Annotated in this window: 16 protein-coding genes; 3 read left to right on the top strand and 13 right to left on the bottom strand. The window is 39.1% G+C overall.

What is annotated here, in order from left to right; translation table 11 throughout:
* Window positions 1-198 precede the first annotated feature (198 nt).
* The 13 genes from COD92_RS07425 to COD92_RS07365 form a co-directional block, all read right to left on the bottom strand.
* A complete protein-coding gene (locus tag COD92_RS07425; RefSeq protein ID WP_098996080.1) occupies window positions 199-1,056 on the bottom strand; it encodes an ROK family protein in 858 nt (285 codons plus the stop codon).
* Window positions 1,057-1,170: 114 nt separating this feature from the next.
* On the bottom strand, window positions 1,171-1,695 hold the full coding sequence (locus tag COD92_RS07420; protein ID WP_098996079.1) for a type 1 glutamine amidotransferase domain-containing protein: 525 nt from the start codon (window positions 1,693-1,695) through the stop codon (window positions 1,171-1,173).
* Between the two features lie 19 nt (window positions 1,696-1,714).
* Window positions 1,715-2,572 carry a MurR/RpiR family transcriptional regulator gene (locus COD92_RS07415; RefSeq protein WP_176550405.1) on the bottom strand — a complete coding sequence of 286 codons (858 nt, stop codon included), beginning with the start codon at window positions 2,570-2,572 and terminating at the stop codon, window positions 1,715-1,717.
* 46 nt (window positions 2,573-2,618) lie between these two features.
* Window positions 2,619-3,797, bottom strand: a complete 1,179-nt coding sequence (locus tag COD92_RS07410; protein ID WP_098996077.1) for an ADP-dependent glucokinase/phosphofructokinase — start codon at window positions 3,795-3,797, stop codon at window positions 2,619-2,621.
* A complete protein-coding gene (locus tag COD92_RS07405) occupies window positions 3,794-4,618 on the bottom strand; it encodes a carbohydrate ABC transporter permease (protein ID WP_098996076.1) in 825 nt (274 codons plus the stop codon). The genes COD92_RS07410 and COD92_RS07405 overlap by 4 nt, the downstream gene beginning before the upstream one ends.
* Window position 4,619: 1 nt before the next feature.
* Window positions 4,620-5,273: a carbohydrate ABC transporter permease gene (locus COD92_RS07400; RefSeq protein WP_483295671.1), complete on the bottom strand. Its 654-nt coding sequence runs from the start codon at window positions 5,271-5,273 to the stop codon at window positions 4,620-4,622.
* Between the two features lie 369 nt (window positions 5,274-5,642).
* Window positions 5,643-6,938, bottom strand: a complete 1,296-nt coding sequence (locus tag COD92_RS07395) for an ABC transporter substrate-binding protein (RefSeq protein ID WP_098996075.1) — start codon at window positions 6,936-6,938, stop codon at window positions 5,643-5,645.
* A gap of 145 nt (window positions 6,939-7,083) precedes the next feature.
* On the bottom strand, window positions 7,084-7,620 hold the full coding sequence (locus COD92_RS07390) for a cupin domain-containing protein (protein ID WP_098996074.1): 537 nt from the start codon (window positions 7,618-7,620) through the stop codon (window positions 7,084-7,086).
* Window positions 7,621-7,735: 115 nt separating this feature from the next.
* Window positions 7,736-8,653 (bottom strand): ketose-bisphosphate aldolase, encoded by a 918-nt coding sequence (locus COD92_RS07385; RefSeq protein ID WP_098996073.1) that lies wholly within the window; start codon window positions 8,651-8,653, stop codon window positions 7,736-7,738.
* A gap of 1,007 nt (window positions 8,654-9,660) precedes the next feature.
* Window positions 9,661-11,604, bottom strand: coding sequence for a PTS fructose transporter subunit IIABC (locus COD92_RS07380; protein ID WP_098996072.1), 1,944 nt, complete (start codon window positions 11,602-11,604; stop codon window positions 9,661-9,663).
* A gap of 149 nt (window positions 11,605-11,753) precedes the next feature.
* A complete protein-coding gene (locus tag COD92_RS07375) occupies window positions 11,754-13,682 on the bottom strand; it encodes a BglG family transcription antiterminator (protein ID WP_098996071.1) in 1,929 nt (642 codons plus the stop codon).
* Between the two features lie 420 nt (window positions 13,683-14,102).
* Window positions 14,103-15,047: a mannose-6-phosphate isomerase, class I gene (manA, locus tag COD92_RS07370; RefSeq protein WP_098996070.1), complete on the bottom strand. Its 945-nt coding sequence runs from the start codon at window positions 15,045-15,047 to the stop codon at window positions 14,103-14,105.
* Window positions 15,048-15,062: 15 nt separating this feature from the next.
* On the bottom strand, window positions 15,063-15,596 hold the full coding sequence (locus COD92_RS07365; RefSeq protein WP_098996069.1) for an NUDIX hydrolase: 534 nt from the start codon (window positions 15,594-15,596) through the stop codon (window positions 15,063-15,065).
* A gap of 580 nt (window positions 15,597-16,176) precedes the next feature.
* Here COD92_RS07365 and COD92_RS07360 point away from each other — a divergent pair.
* The 3 genes from COD92_RS07360 to COD92_RS07350 all read left to right on the top strand — a co-directional run bounded on the left by COD92_RS07360 (window position 16,177) and on the right by COD92_RS07350 (window position 18,933).
* Window positions 16,177-17,352 carry a glucose-1-phosphate adenylyltransferase gene (locus COD92_RS07360; protein ID WP_098996068.1) on the top strand — a complete coding sequence of 392 codons (1,176 nt, stop codon included), beginning with the start codon at window positions 16,177-16,179 and terminating at the stop codon, window positions 17,350-17,352.
* An 879-nt stretch (window positions 17,353-18,231) separates the two neighbouring features.
* Complete coding sequence (locus tag COD92_RS33285) at window positions 18,232-18,624, top strand: VanZ family protein (RefSeq protein ID WP_369689348.1); 393 nt, start codon at window positions 18,232-18,234, stop codon at window positions 18,622-18,624.
* 180 nt (window positions 18,625-18,804) lie between these two features.
* Entirely contained in the window at window positions 18,805-18,933 is a 129-nt protein-coding gene (locus COD92_RS07350; RefSeq protein WP_098532607.1) for a YjcZ family sporulation protein, read from the top strand.
* Window positions 18,934-18,975: the final 42 nt, after the last annotated feature.

The following is an 18,975-nucleotide window of genomic DNA, read 5'->3' as shown; positions in this document are numbered from 1 at the left end:
AGTTTCATTAATAAACAACTCCTCATTTCAATTGAAGTACAAACTCTATCTAATAATATTAACATTAATGAAAACATCAAAGGCACAACCAGCTCCTTAACGCCAGTTGTGCCTTTTTGCGTGTAAAATAATTGAGGACAAAACAAATACAAAAAAAGTAGACTTCTTCAATGATTCCAAACTGTCCCCAAACTCCCTTCACCCCAATACCATCTCACCAAGCAAGATCGCTCCGGTGATCCCTGCGTTAGCCCCCAATCCTGGGGTTACGATATAATCCTTCAAATCAGGTAATGAAACATAGTTATTCATCAATTCCGGAAGGTATTTATAAATAGAAGAAAATACTTGCTGTTGGTGCATCACCCCACCGCCCATCACAATCCTTTGCGGTGAAAGAATTAAGATATAGGACATGAGAGCCTGCGCTAAGTAGTATCCCTCTAATTCCCACACCTCCGCACGCCCTACGAGGTCGATGCCTTTCTCACCCCAGCGTTCTTCAATCGCCGGTCCCGCCGCAAGGCCCTCTAAACAAGCTTGATGGTAAGGACATTTCCCCTGATAGGAATCACTAGCATGACGATTCACAAGAATATGCCCCATCTCCGGATGAGAAAGCCCTTGTAAGAGCGTCCCCTGAACCACCGCCCCAGCCCCAATTCCGGTTCCAACCGTAATATATAAACAACTTTCCAGCCCCTTTGCGGCTCCTAACTTTACCTCTGCCAATGCAGCAGCATTCACATCCGTATTAAAGCCAATAGGGACGTCGAAGGATTCCTTCATATTCTGCACAAACGGAAAATCTCTCCACCCTTCTTTGGGAGTCGAAGTGATATAACCGTATGTTGAACTCTGAGGATTCACATCAATCGGACCGAACGATCCAATCCCAATCGCATCTAACTCAAACCTCTTAAAAAACTCAACCACTTTTACAATAGTTTCCGACGGAACCGTGGTCGGGATTTCCACACGTTCTCTAATAGAACCATCCTTCTCCCCCACAGCACAAACAAACTTGGTTCCCCCAGCTTCAATTGCACCTAACATCGCCATTCCCCCATTATGTAAAAAATAACTAGAGGAGCCTAACACTCAATAAGCTCCATTCATACAAAAAAGAAGCACGAGAAACGTCCCCGCGCTTCCGCGCTTCCAAAATAATTATTTTCGTTCTAATACATGAATGAATTCCCGTAAATAATCAGGCAGATCTGGTGGACGCCGACTTGAAACCAAGTGTCCATCAGTAACAACAGGCTCATCATACCAAGTCGCACCGGCATTCTCCATATCATCCCTGATACCAGGTGTACTCGTAACCTTTTTCCCCTTCAAGATCTTAGCAGAAACTAGCACCCAGCCTGCATGACAAATCTGTCCGATTGGCTTCTCGCTCGCATCCATCTCCTGAATGAGCGAAAGAACTTCAGGAAAGCGCCGAATCTTATCTGGCGCCCATCCTCCTGGCACTAAGATCGCATCATAATCCGCTGCTTTCACATCGTTATAGGAGAAATCCGATTCCGCCGGCACACCATATTTCCCTATATATTTTTCATGGGCCTTCTCCCCTGCAAGATGGACCACTGCGCCCTCTTCTCGTAGACGTAAAATCGGATACCAAAGCTCTAAATCTTCAAACTCATGATGTACTAAGCTAATAACTTTCTTTCCTTGTAATCGCATAATATCCAATTCCCTTCTATTAATACTTATAATCTGACAATGCCTGCTCCCGATCACTAATCGATTGAATCGAACGATCAAAATTCTTTTTCGTTAATAATAGAAACAACGTATCAATGACAGCAATCGCTGGCAAAATCGTAAAACTAAATTCTTTAAAAAATAATTTCTCATTTGAAATATTGGTTAATATGATGTCTGCCATCTGCGAAAGCGGAGATTTCATATGGTTTGTAATACAAATGGTGGTGGCCTTTCTCTTCTTCGCTATCTCAAAGATTTCAAGCAATAATTTAGAGTTTCCAGAATTCGAAATACCAATCACCACATCATTTTCTGTCAAGGAATGAGCAACTGAAACCTGCATCTCGGGGGTGTTATTCACAATCGAGCGAATCCCAATTTGATTAAATTTATATGCCCCATCTAGCGCTGCGGGAATCGAATTTCCTGCTGCCACAAAGTGAACGAGACTGCTCGCACTGATTACATCAAGACACTTTTGCAATTCCTTCGGATCCAAAAAGGACGCCGTTTGTTTCAGCTCATCTATCTTATACGCAAAAATATTGTTTATAGATTCCGCTAGATTATCCAAGTGAATCGTCGGTGAATGGGTAGTCTTCTCAGGATTATTAATTTCTCTAGCTAGAGTTATTTTAAAATGGTGGAAGCCCTTCAAACCAATCCGTTTACAGAATCTTACGATGGTGGCTTCGCTTACATTACATTGTTCAGACAACTCAGCTACACTCATATCTATCACATTAAAATACTCTTTGATGACATATTCCGCCACTTTTTTCTCGGCATCATGTAAGGTTGGATATAAGCTATTCACTGTATTTAATAAATTATTTTCCTTTACGGAAGTCATAATCCCAACCATCCTTTTTATATTAATTATGCCATTTTTCCAACGTTTAGCCTAACGAAATTTTCCTGTTGGGAACGAATTCCACAGGAGCTTCTACTAATAATCCAGCGGTAAAAGTATCCCCTAACCCAATGGTACTGGTAATCTCGCCAACATACGCAGGAATAACGGTTATATCCCTTCGATTTTGAGTCAACTTCCGCAGCTCTTCCCCTCTTGGATGGAATTCACAACCGGCCGTTAAATGATCGATGGTCGCTTGGTCACAAATCGTCCCCTTCACTGCCCGTGAAAAAGCAAACTTATTACCATTTGCTAATGCTTTCCCCCAAATACTAGTATCATATTTTTCCGATTGCACTAGCGAAAATTGCTTCGTATGCAAGATAAAATTGGACACACCCAGATGGTTACATGCCATTTCCATTACATCCAAGAGTTCCTCATTGTCCAAACTCAATAGTGAATCCTTCATTCCTAATAACTCTTGGTATTCATCCTCATTCACACCAAGACTATCCACATGCTGCCCCAGCGTATTAATAATCCTCCACTGTTCATCTAAAGACCAGATTGCTGCCAGCTCCAGGTGAACCCTCGGCCTCTTACTCCCAAGAGATTCTAAAACTCTCAGGTTATTCTTTAAAAACAAATCAATCTCCGCACTGCTATCAAAAGAATTATATCCCGATAACAACAGCCAACGAACATCATTCTGAGAAAGCTCTCTCAAAAACTTATTGGCAATCAAATTGGCCGTAAATTCATCTTGTCTCCGGAAGATAATCCGGTTGAAGCAGCCGCCAATCTCATATTCTAAAATATAGTGCTTCGGCACATCCCCCTCCTGGTCCGACAACAGGACCAACTCCTCCACGCCTGAAATGATACTTTCCAGTTCCTCTGACTGAATCGGAATATTCACCAATGAACGATAACCGGCACGACTGGCGGCACACCCCGCCTGCAAGCCCGTCCCACCGATCGCCCTGTGCCAATTCAGTTTAGCCTCTAACTTTTTCAGAATAGAATTGTCGGCAACGATGTACTCCCCACCGCTTCCTCTCCTAATATTCCAATCAAGAGCCGTACAAAAATCCTGCCACGAGTCAATAAAGGCTTTGGGTGTCCCCGATGCACCACACTTTATCTCTTCATAAAACTCTGGCGTAATTTTTCCTAATAAATCAATATTGGCTGTAAACCCGCATGCGATTGTTTTCATCCTTTTACCGCTCCCCCCATAATTCCTTGTGTAAGTTTTTTCTCAAAAATTAAGACCAGTAAAATTAATGGCAGCGTGACAAGGATGGAAGTGGCAGCTGTATCTCCCCATGGGACGAAGAACATTTGCGGCATCATCGCAATCCCGACCGGAATGGTCTGGGCTTCAATGCTATTCGTAAAGGTAATTGCAAAAAGGAACTCATTCCACGATGCGATAAACACTAATAATCCCGCTGTCACAAGGCCCGGGGCCATTAACGGTAAACAAACCTGCCAATACGTACGGAAGTAACCACACCCATCCATATATGCGGCCTCTTCAATTTCATAAGGAATATTCCGAAAGAAACCGTACAAAAGCAATACACTCAACGGAAGACCAAACAGCATATACGATAAAATCAACCCAAAATAGGTGTTATACAACCCAATTCCTTTAATTAAATTGTAAAGAGGCGTAATGACCGCAATTTGCGGAAACATCGAAGTGGACAGAAATAATAGTAAAATAAGGCCTTTCCCTTTAATCGGCAGCCTAGCTAATGAATAAGCCGCCAGACTGCCAAGGAATAAGCAAAGTAATGTCACACTGACTGCGACCACCGCACTATTGAAAATATATTTATAGAAATGTGTATTTTGAAATATATTTTGATAGTGCAGCCAAGTTATTTTATTCGGAAAGATTGGCGGCAGAGATGATAGATCTTTATCTAATTTTAATGATGTAATCACCTGCCATAAAAATGGTGCCAGTTGAAACACGATGATTCCAAGGGCAAGGATATAAACGGGAGAACGTTTAATTGTATTAGTCATTTTACTTTCCTCCCTCTATTTTTTCAGAAGCTTTATTCATCAAGAACAGCAAGACGATCGCTAAAACAAACACAGAGACAGCCATTAGGGATGACATCGCCGCACCAGAGCTAACTTCTCCTGCCGAGAATGTGGTCTTATAGGCATAAGAAGAAAGAACCTCGGTTGAATTAGCCGGACCGCCTCCTGTTAAAACAAAGATCAAGTCAAAGACACGGAAGGCATCTAGTGCTCTCAATAGCACGGCAATCATAATAGAAGGAATCAGCAATGGGAACGTGATATAAGAGAACTGTCTCCACTTATTGGCTCCATCAATATCCGCTGCTTCATAAAGACTCGAAGAAATCCCTTGTAATCCAGCTAATATAATTAGCGCCATGAATGGCGTCGTTTTCCACACATCAGAGAAAATAGCAGCAAACATCGCAGTAGACGTTTCACCAAGCCAATTGACATTGCTATCAATGATTCCTGTTTTTACTAATAAAAAATTTAAAATTCCATATTCGGCATTGAAGATCCACTCCCACATCCTAGCAGAAACGACCGTTGGAATCGCCCATGGAATTAACACACACGCTCTAACCCAGCCCCTTCCTTTAAATTTCTTATTCAGGACTAAGGCAATAACGAGACCTAGGAGGGTTTCCATCAAAACCGAAATTGCAGTAAAAATCCACGTATTTTTATAAGCCACTTTAAACCAAATATCACTAAATAGATTCTTATAATTTTCTAATCCAATAAAATGTGATCCCTGTTTCGTTAAGGAAACATCAAAAAAGCTTAAATAAAGGGTTTGTATCAATGGATAAATCCCTACCACACACAGAATCAATAGCGATGGCAGTAAGAACAGATACCCAATCATCATGGGCTTATTGAACTTCCTCTTCGTCTTCGGTTTCTCCACAACTAATAGATTGGCAGGGGTGCTGCTGATGACTTGTTTTTCCATGGTTCACTCACCTCATATACTTGAAGGCACAAACGAATGACTTAGTTTGTGCCTCCAAGGTATTTATTGTTTCGTAATTTTTTTCAATTCAGTATCTATTTGTTTAGCAGCATCATCTGCCTTGATACTATTAGAGAGGACACCTGAGATATTGGATTGAAGGACTAATGACAATTTAGGATAGTCCGGACTTACAGGACGAGCCGTTGTACCTTGGAACACTTTATCCAAACCAGTTAAGAATGGATTTTTCTGTTGTAAACCTTTGTCCTCTAACACGCTAGGTCTTGTTGGGCTGAAGGCAAGCTCGCTTGCAAAGTATAACTGGCTTTCTTTGCTGGATAAGAATTGCGCAAATTTAATCGCTGCATCTTTCTTCTTAGAATTCTTTGCCACCATGAACTGATAACCACCCATTGTAGAGGAACTGTTATTGCCATCGAAGGATGGTAGCGGAGCTACACCCACTTTATCGACCACTTTAGATTGTTTTGGATCTTGCGCAACGCTCCAAACATAGGACCAGTTACGGTGGAAAATCGCATTCCCATCCGTAAACACCGTTCTGCTTGGTTCTTCGTCAAACGTTAACACTGATTTTGGAGAAATTTTATCATCCGTTAACTTTTTCATAAATTTAAGCGTTTTTAAGAATTCTGGTGAATCAGCATTGGATTTTCCTTGAGTGTTTAAGATTGAACCACCGGCGCTGCCTAGGAATTCTACAAAGTCACAAACAAGTACTTCAGCCTGTTTTCCTTGCCATACAAACTGTTGAAGTTTTGGATTATTTTCTTTGCTTTGAATTTCCTTTGCCGTCGCAAGCATTTCATCCCACGTTTTCGGCACTGGCTTATTATATTTCTCTAATAAATCCTTACGATAATAAAGCATTCCTCCATCCACATACCATGGCATGGCGGATAATTTTCCGTTATAGGTTAGAGCATCAATAACCCCTGGATAATACTCGTCTTTGTTCACATATTGATCCATTGGCTCTGTCCATCCAGCAGCTGCAAACTCTGGAACCCAGACAACGTCTCCAGTAAAAACATCAATATCGCTTTGACCGGACTGTAAGGAAGTTACAAGATACTGATGAATTTCAGTGCTTTTCGCTGGAGCAGGCATCTGTGTTAGCTTTACTTTAATAGTAGGGTTCTGCTGTTCAAATTTGTTAATCAGTTCTTTCCAAGAATCCACACCAAATGTTTTAATAGCAGCAAAGTTAATCGTGGTAACATTACTATTACTATCTTTTCCATCCGTCTTTGTGGATGACTGATCGGATGAACATGCAGACAACGCAATCATCATACATACCAACAAAAGAATGTAAAACTTTTTCAGTTTCATGACTTTTCCCCCATTTAAAGTATTGATTCTATTTTTAAAAGAAAGTTTGAAAGATTAGATGAATACGCTTTCATAACAATGAAATCATTTTTAAAAAAATTACATTTAATGAGAAGGAGAAGGTTACCTTCTCCCTCACACATAGTTAATCTTGTACGCGAACGATTCGCGGATCTGTAAAAATATCTGATGGATCATCACTATTGGAGGAAAACTCAGAAACAATAGCTCCTTGCTCCCCTGCCTGAAACCAATGTTTCGTGTTTTCAGGAATCGTGTACTGCTCGCCTTCCTGTAAAACAACTTCATGAAGGACAGTATAGTATTGTCGGTCCTGAGCTGGAGGTTCGGCTATCGGATTAGCGGTGGCCTCTCCTTCCACATATAGATAAACGGTCCCTTTTCTGCAGCGGAAGGTTTCGAGTTTCCCCGGATCTCCGTCTGCACGAGGCGGATGCCGATGCTCTGGGCAGGTCTGATGAGGAAACAGCACCAATTCCTTTGCACAATAGCGGTCATTATTGATATAGGTAATTAACTGTAACCCTGATACCTCAAGATCGTTTAGACCAAAGTCAGCAACTTCAATCGCCCTTTGCTCTGCTTCCGTCAAAACAATCCCGGCCTCCGCTAGCATGTTGGTGACAATAGCTTTGTAATCTTTTAATTGTGGAAAAGACATATCAAGAATCCCTTTCCTTTACAATAGATTTTTGATGGTAGTCTAGTAGGTGAAGAATCTTAGAAGAATAGTTTAGAAGGAGTAGGTCGTGTTGTAGGTAAAAGGAAATGCGCTTTTATTTATATAAACCACCAGTTAAGACTTTTTCTTCTTGTTTGGGTGTGGTTTTTTGTTCATATAGATTGGCTTTTCCTACTGAGTTAAAGAGGTGCATTTTATAATTAATCACTTTACGTGCTTCTTTAATGCAGTCTGGGTAAATCACATTTGGATCCCAGTATTCAGTTGTGCTTAAAATCTCGCGAGCCTTTGTAAAATAAGCGTATTTCATATCACTAGAAATGTTTATTTTACTTACGCCTAACTGGACGGATTGAGCAATTTCGCTGTCTGGGTTAGAAGATCCGCCATGTAGAACGAGTGGAATGTCTACAAGCTCATTGATTTCTTTCAAAATATCCATTTGCAATTCCGGCTTAATATTTTTGGGATAAATACCATGTGCTGTTCCAATCGCGACAGCAAGTGTATCAACCCCTGTACGTTCAACGAAATCTTTTGCTTCCGCAGGATCTGTATAGGTAACCTTAGTCACGCCGCCTTCCACGGAGTTCCCCGTGCTGCCGATTGTTCCTAATTCCCCTTCGATCGAGATCCCAACTGCATGGGCTATTTCGGTTGCTTTCTTCGTTAAGGCCACGTTTTCCTCATATGGAAGCAAGGATCCGTCAATCATGACCGATGTAAAACCGCAGCGGATCGCTCTCAGAATTTCTTCAATCGAACCGCCATGGTCCAGATGAATGACGAATGGAACAGGACTTGCATAAATGCGATGTCTGACATAAGAGAAGAACTCATCTGTTAAGAACTCTAATTCTGATGGATGAATGGCAATGATAGCAGGAGAATTTAAACTTTCGGCCTCTTCGACCACTGCTCGTAAAAAGGAACTATCGGCGACATTGAAAGCTCCTACGGCAAATTTATTTTCCTTTGCAACTGTAAGTAATTCTTTCATGGTTATCAACATTTAGAAAAACATCTCCTTTTATAAAATAAAGTTGACCTTACCTGTATACGCTTACCTTTTACTGATTACGTTGCCTGGGATTCATACACATCATTGATAGATGATTTGCTCTCCTCCTTCTTTAATCGGTAACGGAATTTCCTAGCCGATGAAATTTAATTGTTTTAAAAGGGTTTTTTAGACTTTTAACGAATTAGATTAAAAGTGCAAAGGGATTTCACTCGAGAAACTAAGTTTCTTGAATTTCGTTTTGGTGAAACTTTGTTTCTTACACTCACTATAATTCTGGCTGATTTAAAAATCAAGTTATTTTTTTGAATATTTTTTTATTTTTAAAAATTCAGTTTAATTTGTTATGCAGAAATAAGATTCATTCGATTACGGCAAAAACACCAATTCGATCAAAGAATTGGTGTTTTTTATTGGAAAAATAATCTACTGGATAATCATGGGCGTCTTTTACTCGACAATCTTCATGGCGGGAGAAGCACAGAGATTCTCCATCATTCAGCAAGGTTTCGACATCATTCCATATAAGAGATACTAACTAAACGTTTGTTTAAAACCGCTGAAATCAATGTTCTGTATGGATTTTTTGAGTTAGTATGAAAGAAAATTGTCGGTAACGACATAAGAAAGCAATAGATTATTAACTGACTTTGCATCAAGATTTGCTTTGTTTCTCTATATACAACATGAATCTATGATTTCTCTTCTTTTTCAACATTACATAAACGTTTGTTTAAAAGTGAACCTAACATGCACCAACACTGGATTTATCTTTATTTATCATGAAATATTTGTCGGGAAATAGTTCAAACCATGAGCTCATTGCATCTATTATAGCCAGATAGATGGACGGATATTGACGATGTAATACTCCATATATATGGAACTTACTTAGGATTCCTCTTATTAGAGAAAACTCCATGGCGGTTTAGATTTCAAAATAAAAATAGCTAATACCAAGGCCATAAGAGTCCTTAGTATTAGCTATTTTCCTTCTATTACTTAATAGTTTCTAATAACTTATATGCCTCTTCTTTAGAAGTAACCGCTAATAATTGCTCTCTGAAACTGTCATCCATTAACTTCCGTGATAACATTTGCAATATCTTTAGATGGGCATCCCCTGCTGCTTTCTCTGGTACAGCGATCATAAAGATTAGCTTCGCATCCGTACCATCTAAGCTCTTCCAATCAACCCCGTCACGCTTAATCCCAAATGCAACTGCTGGACGCTTCACTGCACTTGATTTTCCATGAGGAATCGCAATATTCATGCCAAGCCCAGTAGAGCTCTCCCCTTCACGATTTAAAATCGCTTGTTTAAATGACAGTTTCGAACTTAAAATACCTTCAGTATCAAACTTAGCAACCAGTTCATCAATCACTTCATCACGTGTCGTTCCTTCTAAATCGATATCAATTAGTTCTAGATCGGTTATATCCGTTAATTTATTAATATCCGTATTAACAGCAGTTTCTACCTTTGTATGAGTCGCAGTCGCACTTGCCACAGAAACCGGGCCAACACCTGCTGCAACCGGTACAGGACCTTCCACATTCTTCTTCAAAGCAATAACCATAAATGCCGTAACAATAATACCAATAATAACCGCCACAAAGAACATAACTACATTATCAACCGCACCTAATACCGCCACAATCGGACCACCATGTGCAACTCTATCACCCACACCAGCAAGCATCGCAATCACAGAACCAACCATTGAACCAACAACAATACTCGGAATCACACGCAATGGATCTTGGGCAGCAAATGGAATCGCCCCTTCCGTTATCCCGAATAATCCCATCGTGAACGATGCCTTACCCGCATCTCTTTCCGTTTGACTAAATTTACGCTTGTTAATGAAAGTAGCAAGTCCAAGGCCAATTGGCGGAATACAAATCGCTGCCGCAATTGGACCCATAATTTCATAGTTTCCTTCCCCTATCATGGCTGAACCAAATAGGAAAGCTACTTTATTAAATGGACCACCCATATCAACAGCAATCATCGCACCAAGAATCATCGCTAAAAGAATAGAGCTTCCGCCCTGCATTCCAGCAAGCCAGCTAGTTAAAGCGGTAAACACACTTGCCACTGGATGACCAATAACAAAAATAAATAATAATCCTACAATCACACTTGATAGAATTGGTATAAAGATAATCGGCATTACTGGCTGAACGGCTTTTGGGACTTTAATTTTCTTAATCGCAAGAGCCACATAACCAGCTAAGAAACCGGCAATAATCCCCCCGATAAATCCAGCACCTGCCGTACTTCCATAAAAACTACCATTGGCTGCAATATAACCGCCAATCATACCTGGTACGAGTCCTGGCCGGTCGGCAATACTTACGGCAATAAAACCAGCCAAGATTGGCACCATGAACATAAAGGAAGTAGCACCCAGGCTCTCAATGTGTTTCCAAAAGGATCCATCCGGAATTTTAATTCCACCTGGTGTTTGCTCACCGCCAAGTGTTAACGCAATAGCAATCAATAATCCCCCGACCACAATGAATGGAACCATATACGAAACGCCATTCATTAAATGCTTATAAATCGGATTTTCCTTTGAGCTACTCTTTTCAGCCCCACTAACAGCTCCTGCTTCCGCCTTATAAACCGGAGCATCACCGTTTTGAATCCGCTTAATTAATTCTTCCGGTTTACGGATACCATCCTGAACACCGGTAACAATCAGTTTTTTCCCAACAAAACGGTCCTTTGGAACCTCTTTATCTGCTGCAATAATAATCCCATCTGCTTCGGCAATCTCTTGGTCCGTTAACGCATTTTCGATACCAATGGAACCTTGTGTTTCGACCTTTATATCTACACCCAACGCGAGGCCGGCTTTTTGTAAATTCTCAGCGGCCATATACGTATGAGCAATACCAACTGGACAAGCAGTAATAGCTAATATTTTCCCCATCCTAATTCCTCCCACTATTCAGATAGCAAGTAATCGCTTACCTATATATTAAACCCTTCTTGTCCAGTTAATTTTTTAACTTTTTACCACAGGCTCCGGTAAAATAAAATTAATAAAGCCATAGAAAAATGAGTGGACCTTCCATCCGCTCATTCATTATTCCCAATAATAGTTAAAATTTCCTGATAATCTCTTGCTGCCGTTAACGCATGAACAACCAGAGGCGTCTCACTTAAAGAGGCAATCTTTCCAATAATCCCTCGAATCTCACTTTGATTTTCCTTCGCGATAGCTAGCATAAAGACGAGTGACACCCGTTCATTTCCCCACTCAAGCCGTTCCTTCAGGATGGCTGAAGCTATAGCAGACTTATATACCCATGACGGATTCCCGTGCGGAATGGCAATACCCCCGCCGATGGCAGTCGCAGAGTTCCTCTCTCGATTGACCGCACTATGAATATATTCATTACTGACATAACCTTTTTGAAAAAGAGCAGCAGCAAGCATTTCAACTACCAGATATCGGTGTTCTTTCTCCACATCAAAAAATATAAGCTCTTCTTCCAAAAAGGTTGCGAAAATGTTTGGCTCAAGAAGTTTGTCCTTCTTCTCCTTCAGACCCTCCACAAATTGGCTTAATTTTTTCTTATCCTCATGGCCGAAAAGCGGTGAGAGCACGATATGCGCCGTGTTTATTTTTTCAAGCGGGACCGTAGAAATAATAAAATCTACTTGGTCATCCTTTACATAATTATTCACTTCGTTTTTTCCGATACAGGCTAAAATATCAATATCTTGGTACTGCTGTTCAATTTTTGCCTCCAACAAATGAGACATGCCAATTCCCATATGACAAACGATTAGTGCTTTTTTCTTTATGTCCCGTTTCTTCTCTATCCTTTCCACCGAGGCCTGAAAATGAAGAACAATATAGGCTGCCTCATCCTCAGGGATCTCGATTTGAAAAATTTTCTTCATATCCTCAAGAGTAATCATCACCATATGGAACATATAGGGGTACATTTTTTTAATATTCGAAAGCAGCGGGTTGGTGATGGGAAAGCCAAATTTTATTCGATTAATGACAGAATGCATATGGACCGTAAGACCATTGAGTAAAATAGGATCCGCCTCGTATGGAACGAGGGTCAGTTTCCCCATTTTCCGGATGAGAGCAATTACAAGATTGGTTAGAGCTTCATCCACTTTTAACAGTTGATCCATTCCTTCTTCCGTTCGCTTGCTGCTAATTAGGTGCCAAGTAAAATAAACCCGCTCCTCTTCCGGAAAGGTGATCCCAAAGGCAGATTCTAAAATATCAAAAAACCAACCGGTATATTGATATTCTAGGCGTTCACCGGCGATTTTCTTTTCCGAATCCTGTACAAATACAGGCGAACGCTGCCGGGTCCTTTTGACCATAATCAGGGCGTGAACCAACAAGCTGTCTAACGATCCATCTGTGATAGCAATAGAAAACCTTTCCTGCATATCCTCAAGTGCTTTTCTTACAATCGATATCTCATAAGGTAAAAATAAATCCAACACCACATTTTTGTCTTGGGCAAAAGGGGAAATAAGCTCAGATAAATGCGCTAAGGCATTTCGTTTATGTAACTCTAGCCCTTCAATCATATTTCCAACCCGCGGCTTTGAGACGAGTTCAAGTCCATAACGCTTAAGCCATTGGGTTATCATTTCTATATCCTTTTTTATCGCCGCCTTTGGGACATAGTAACGATCCGCAAAATACTGTAAGGTAATGGCATGGCTACTCGATAAAAGCTGAAACGCAATTTCAAACAGCCGTTCCTCATTTGTTTTAGGTTCGGTAGAAAGTAAACTACGCAGTATAGTGGAGCGCACTCCTTCATCACTCTCAATGGATATCCCAAAACCAGGCTTACGAATTAACCTTGCACTTGGATAATCTAGCAAAAACTCCTCCAACCGATCTAAATCGTTACGTACCGTTTTTTCCGCACAATCGAGCCTTTCTGACAGATCCTTTATGTGCCATACCTCATCTTTGTGTACTAGTAGGATTCTAAGTAGTTCTTTCTGCCTATTATTCATTTAATACACCTACTTTAAATCAATCTATCTAAGATTTTACCTTTATTTAATCTTCTATTCAATTCGATAAAATCCAACATATAGCCCATTAATCCCACAAAAACATCTTTAAAATTCTGTAATTTCTCCTATTGATATTGTAAACGTTTTCATTTATATTTAATAAAACACAATTTTAAAAACATAATGGTTATCTACAACTATTACTAGGAGTGGATTTACATGGAAAAACAAGGGAATCTATTAGTGGGATTATTTTGGGGCACGTCTTTAAGTATACCGTTATGGATGGCGTTTTTCGGTTGGATGAAACTTCTTATTCACTTTGTTAATTAGTCGAAATTTGTGTTAAATACATATTATCTAAAAATGAGTAAGGACCCAAATGATGGATCCTTACTCTTTTACATTTTCATCAGATTAAGTATGTGACACAATCATCTCACAATTACCGACTACATCAAAATCTCCAAATCCAACAGGAATAATAAAATGGGTGCCCTTCTTCAATCCATAACTTATTCTATTATGAGAAAGGGTTCCGTCTCCATTAATCACACTAAAAAGCAAATATCGATCATTAAATGAAAAACTAGACTTGCCGCCAACTTCCCATTTATAAACGGAGAAGAACTCAGATTCCACATATGTAGTAATCCTAGTATTACCTTTCTCCTGAACCATTTTCGTCCTTACAGCATCTTGATGCGGAACAGTAGTAACCTCCATTGCTTTCTCTAGATGAAGATCCCTTAAGTTTCCTTCTGCATCCCGGCGATCATAGTCGTACACCCGGTAGGTTGTATCCGAGCTCTGCTGCGTTTCTAATACAAGAGTTCCTTCACATAAGGCATGAATGGTCCCACTTGGAACATAGAAAAAGTCCCCTGGTTTAATTTTCACGCGACGAAGCAAGTCATTCCACTCGCCCTGTTGAATTTGCTCCTGTAATTCTTCTTTCGTTTGCGCATTATGACCGAAAATCATATCGGCATCTTCTTTACAGTCAATGATATACCAGCATTCCGTCTTACCTAATTCACCATTTTCATGAACCATCGCATAAGAGTCATCGGGATGCACTTGGACGGATAAATCCATGTTGGCATCCAAAATCTTTGTTAATAAAGGAAATACCTTTTCCTGTGGATTTCCAAAGAGCTCAGAATGCTCACTCCACAACTTGTCTAGAGTCATCCCCTTATAGGGACCATTTTCGATCATAGAAGGTCCATTAGGGTGAGCTGAAATTGCCCAGCACTCCCCTGTGTTTTCGCTAGGGATCTCATAGCCGAATTCTTTCTGTAAAGCTGTCCCGCCCCAAATTCTTTCCTTAAAAACGGGTTTTAAAAATAATGGTTCCAAAAATAGTCCTCCTCATTACTGTTCATCCGTCGTAAACTTATATCTTAAAATAGCGGCAAGACCTGCTCCATGCTTAAACTCATCTTGAAGGACCAAATCTTTCAACTCTTCCATTGTTAGATAATGCAATTCAAGTGTCTCGCTATTCTCTAGCTTTTGCTCTGTCGGTGTTAAGCCCGCTGCCGCAAACAAGAATATTTCCTCTGTCGTTGAGCCAGGAGAAGGATAAAAGCTGCCTAATTCAAGCCAATGCTCGGCAACATGACCTGTCTCTTCCTCTAGTTCCCTTTTGGCTACTTCAATTGGTAATTCATCTTCTTTATCAATCATTCCGGCAGGCAGTTCCCATTGCCAAATATTAATCGCATGACGATATTGTCTTAGACAAATTACTTTATGATCATTGGTTATAGGAAGAATGCAAACTCCCTTTGCAAAGTCTAAATAAGAAAAAGTCTTTTCGTCCCCGTTAGGAAGAATAACCTCATCAACCGTAATTCCAAACCGGTCTACCCTTTGCTTAGTAGAATGTTTTATTTTCCAATCCATTCTGTTCACCTCCAATTATCAACTCTTTTATATTAAAATTCACCTAAAATCATGCCCAGATATTAGGATACTATAATTCTTTCGTAAAGGATAGAATCAATTTCCTTTTTACCTTTTGCTAAAATAAGTGTCCCAGACTCCCTGCGCGAATAGCTTCGATTGTAAAAATATAGTAAATAAATTTTCTATAAAAACCGTGTATACATGGTTTTTATAATTTTCAGATTTTTTCCCTTATAATTCGACAGAAAAAGTGAAGGTTCTATTATTAATTTTAAATAATTTATAGGTTACACATCAGATTACTTAAATTATGTCGATTTATGTTTGTAAAAGTCGGAATTATTTGATTTTGTCTTATTACCTCGTTTGCTACAATGAAAAACAGATTGCAACAAACTTACAACATGGAAGGGGCTTAAATTTGATGCAGAGTCTATTAGATACAATAAAGTTGAAAGACACTTTTACCATAAATGAAGAAGATGAGCAAGAAGCTGAAGAGTTATATTACAAGTTATGGGAAGATGATCGATTATAACTAAGTTAAATACATATATCCTTTAACATGGAGGCAACTATGACTAAAAAACAATGTATTGCTATGCTATTAGCTGGGGGAAGAGGTTCTCGATTAAAAGAATTGACCAAATATATAGCAAAGCCTGCTGTTCCATTTGGTGGAAAATATCGAATCATTGATTTTACTTTAAGCAATTGTAGTAATTCTGGTATTGATACTGTTGGTGTTTTAACACAGTATCAACCTCACACTCTTCAAAATTACATCGGTGATGGAAAGCACTGGGACTTAAATCGAAAAAGTGGGGGCGTTACCATTCTTCCGCCTTATCAATGTGAGTCAGGTGAAAGATGGTATGAAGGCACCGCACACGCTATTTATCAAAACCTAAGATATATTGAACATTACAATCCAGAGCACGTTCTCATTATTTCTGGAGATCACATTTATAAGATGGATTACAGTAAAATGCTAGAGCAGCATATAAAAACATCAGCAGACGCCACCATTTCTGTCATAAACGTACCATGGAATGAAGCGAGTAGATTTGGCATTATGAATATTAATCCCGAATCAAAAGAAATATTAGATTTTGAAGAAAAACCAGAAAGTCCTAAATCAAACCTGGCCTCTATGGGGATTTACATTTTTAAATGGGAACTGTTAAAAAAATATTTAGAAAATGAAGAAAAAAATCCACTCTCGTCTAAGGATTTTGGTAAGGACATTATCCCTGCGATGATAAATGATAATCGAAAATTACAGGCCTATTGTTTCAAAGGCTATTGGAAGGACGTCGGAACCATTCAAAGTCTTTGGGAAGCGAATATGGATTTACTTTCCTTTAAAAGCAATCCCATCTTACAAAATGAAGACTGGTCTATTTATACTCATGAAACTTCCCAGCCGCCAACCTATTTGGACGGAAAAGCTAGTGCACACCAATCTTTGGTAAGTGAAGGCTGTAAGGTGTTTGGAAAGGTAGAAAACTCAGTTCTTTTTAATGGAGTTACCGTAGGCAACGGAGCTGTTATTAAAGATTCCGTTATTTTGCCCAATGCCATTATCGGTGAAAATGCGGTGATTAACCGAGCCATTATTGGTATGGGAACGGTAATTGAAGCTAATGTTAAAGTGGGGGAAGAGCAACCGTTTAGTGAAATTACCTTAATTGGGGATAACCAGACTATTCAAAAGGATATTGATGAAGAAATAAAGGTAACAGCTGTTTAAATAATAATTCTTAACATATAAAAAATAGTAATATTATTCACAAACCACGAATAACATTAAAAACTCCCTTCATTTAAGTGAAAGGAGTTTTTTGTATTAATCCTCTAAACCGAGGCCCCTCTATTTCCGTCTCTGTTCGAGAAGAATGACTTGATCAATTGTAATACCAAAGCGGTCTCCCTTCTCTAGTTTTACTTCCCAATCTATCCCTCTCGGCTACAGATTATCAATCTTTTATATTAAAAAACATACTGCCCTTAACAACAGTTTCAATCTCCAAATTACCACCATACATTAGATTAATTTCCTTCCATTAAGGGAATAATAAATATTATGTCTGTGGTTAAGCAACCACTCTCCTAAAATCACTTTTTTAATTTCAAAAATATTAGCATCCTCATGTTCATATACATTATTTGAATAAACAAATAGGAGATTGATTACTGTCTATCGAGGTGAACTTTATGGAAAAGCAAGGGAATCTATTCGTAGGTTTAATCTGGGGAGCATCTCTTAGTGTCCCATTATGGCTTGCATTATTTGGCTGGGTAAAAATAATTCTTCGTATTCTTTAATGTTTAACTAATTAGCTTGCACACAATGGAGTGAACACTATGAAAGAGAATGATGATGGAAGGAAATTTGGTGTTGGATGCTTATGGGGTATCATTTTATCCATCCCTCTATGGATGATCGCCTATTTCATATTTCGTCATATTTTACATAAATAATCAAAAAATGTTTTCTACCTTTACATATATCCTTATCATCCCCCCTATCAAACCATTTTTTAGTGCACTAAGGAAGACAAATACTTCTAACATGTCAGGATAGTCCTATAAAAGATTCAGCAGGAGTTCCGATAAAAAAAAGACCCTAATTAATCTACTATTTATTTTTTCACTAATTTTTATATTCCGCTATACTATGTTACCAAACTCATCCTTAGGCATAGGGATGGGTAAAGGAGGTTTCAACTTAATACCGTTCAAATCTTTAGGAAATCCATTATCTCCCGGCTTTTTTATTAATGTTGGGGGGAATATTCTATTATTTCTTCCTTTTGGTCTTGTTTTACCATTGAAGTTTTATAAAATTGATAGTATGCAGATTGTCACTTTGCTTGGATTATCTTTATCGATCATGATTGAGTGCATCCAATTAACAATGCCTAATCGATGGACGGATAGTAACGATGTTATTCTAAATACTTTAGGAACCTATATTGGTTTTCGTTTATTTAGTAAGTTTAGGTTGGCATACAATTTATAATGAGCTTTATGGAGCCCTCCCTTTTACCAAGACGACGTTGGATGTTTTTTTGTTTATAGAAAAAATACCGTTAATATTAGGCTAATGGAATGTCCTAATTAAAATTAGTGAAAGAGCCCTTCCATTCTTATTCTTATATCATACAGTATAGGGAATAAGTCTATAAGGGAGGTTTTATCTATGTTTGGATATGGTGGCTTTGGTGGTTGTGGCGGCTATGGATACGGCGGCTTTGGATATGGCGGTTTTGCTTTAATCGTTGTATTATTCATCTTGCTGATTATCGTAGGAGCAGTAGTCTGTTTCTAAGAAGAAACTAAAAAGGCCCTCTAAAAAGGGCTTTTTTGATGC

Source organism: Bacillus sp. AFS037270 (genome assembly GCF_002585305.1).
This window is presented reverse-complemented; position numbering and strand designations above follow the sequence as displayed.

Coding starts and splice junctions, on each gene's coding strand:
- COD92_RS07425 (WP_098996080.1), bottom strand. CDS start 1,056: ATGTTAGGTGCAATTGAAGCTGGGGGAACCAAGTTTGTTTGTGCTGTG.
- COD92_RS07420 (WP_098996079.1), bottom strand. CDS start 1,695: ATGCGATTACAAGGAAAGAAAGTTATTAGCTTAGTACATCATGAGTTT.
- COD92_RS07415 (WP_176550405.1), bottom strand. CDS start 2,572: ATGACTTCCGTAAAGGAAAATAATTTATTAAATACAGTGAATAGCTTA.
- COD92_RS07410 (WP_098996077.1), bottom strand. CDS start 3,797: ATGAAAACAATCGCATGCGGGTTTACAGCCAATATTGATTTATTAGGA.
- COD92_RS07405 (WP_098996076.1), bottom strand. CDS start 4,618: ATGACTAATACAATTAAACGTTCTCCCGTTTATATCCTTGCCCTTGGA.
- COD92_RS07400 (WP_483295671.1), bottom strand. CDS start 5,273: ATGGAAACCCTCCTAGGTCTCGTTATTGCCTTAGTCCTGAATAAGAAA.
- COD92_RS07395 (WP_098996075.1), bottom strand. CDS start 6,938: ATGAAACTGAAAAAGTTTTACATTCTTTTGTTGGTATGTATGATGATT.
- COD92_RS07390 (WP_098996074.1), bottom strand. CDS start 7,620: ATGTCTTTTCCACAATTAAAAGATTACAAAGCTATTGTCACCAACATG.
- COD92_RS07385 (WP_098996073.1), bottom strand. CDS start 8,653: ATGTTGATAACCATGAAAGAATTACTTACAGTTGCAAAGGAAAATAAA.
- COD92_RS07380 (WP_098996072.1), bottom strand. CDS start 11,604: ATGGGGAAAATATTAGCTATTACTGCTTGTCCAGTTGGTATTGCTCAT.
- COD92_RS07375 (WP_098996071.1), bottom strand. CDS start 13,682: ATGAATAATAGGCAGAAAGAACTACTTAGAATCCTACTAGTACACAAA.
- COD92_RS07365 (WP_098996069.1), bottom strand. CDS start 15,596: ATGGATTGGAAAATAAAACATTCTACTAAGCAAAGGGTAGACCGGTTT.
- COD92_RS07360 (WP_098996068.1), top strand. CDS start 16,177: ATGACTAAAAAACAATGTATTGCTATGCTATTAGCTGGGGGAAGAGGT.
- COD92_RS07350 (WP_098532607.1), top strand. CDS start 18,805: ATGTTTGGATATGGTGGCTTTGGTGGTTGTGGCGGCTATGGATACGGC.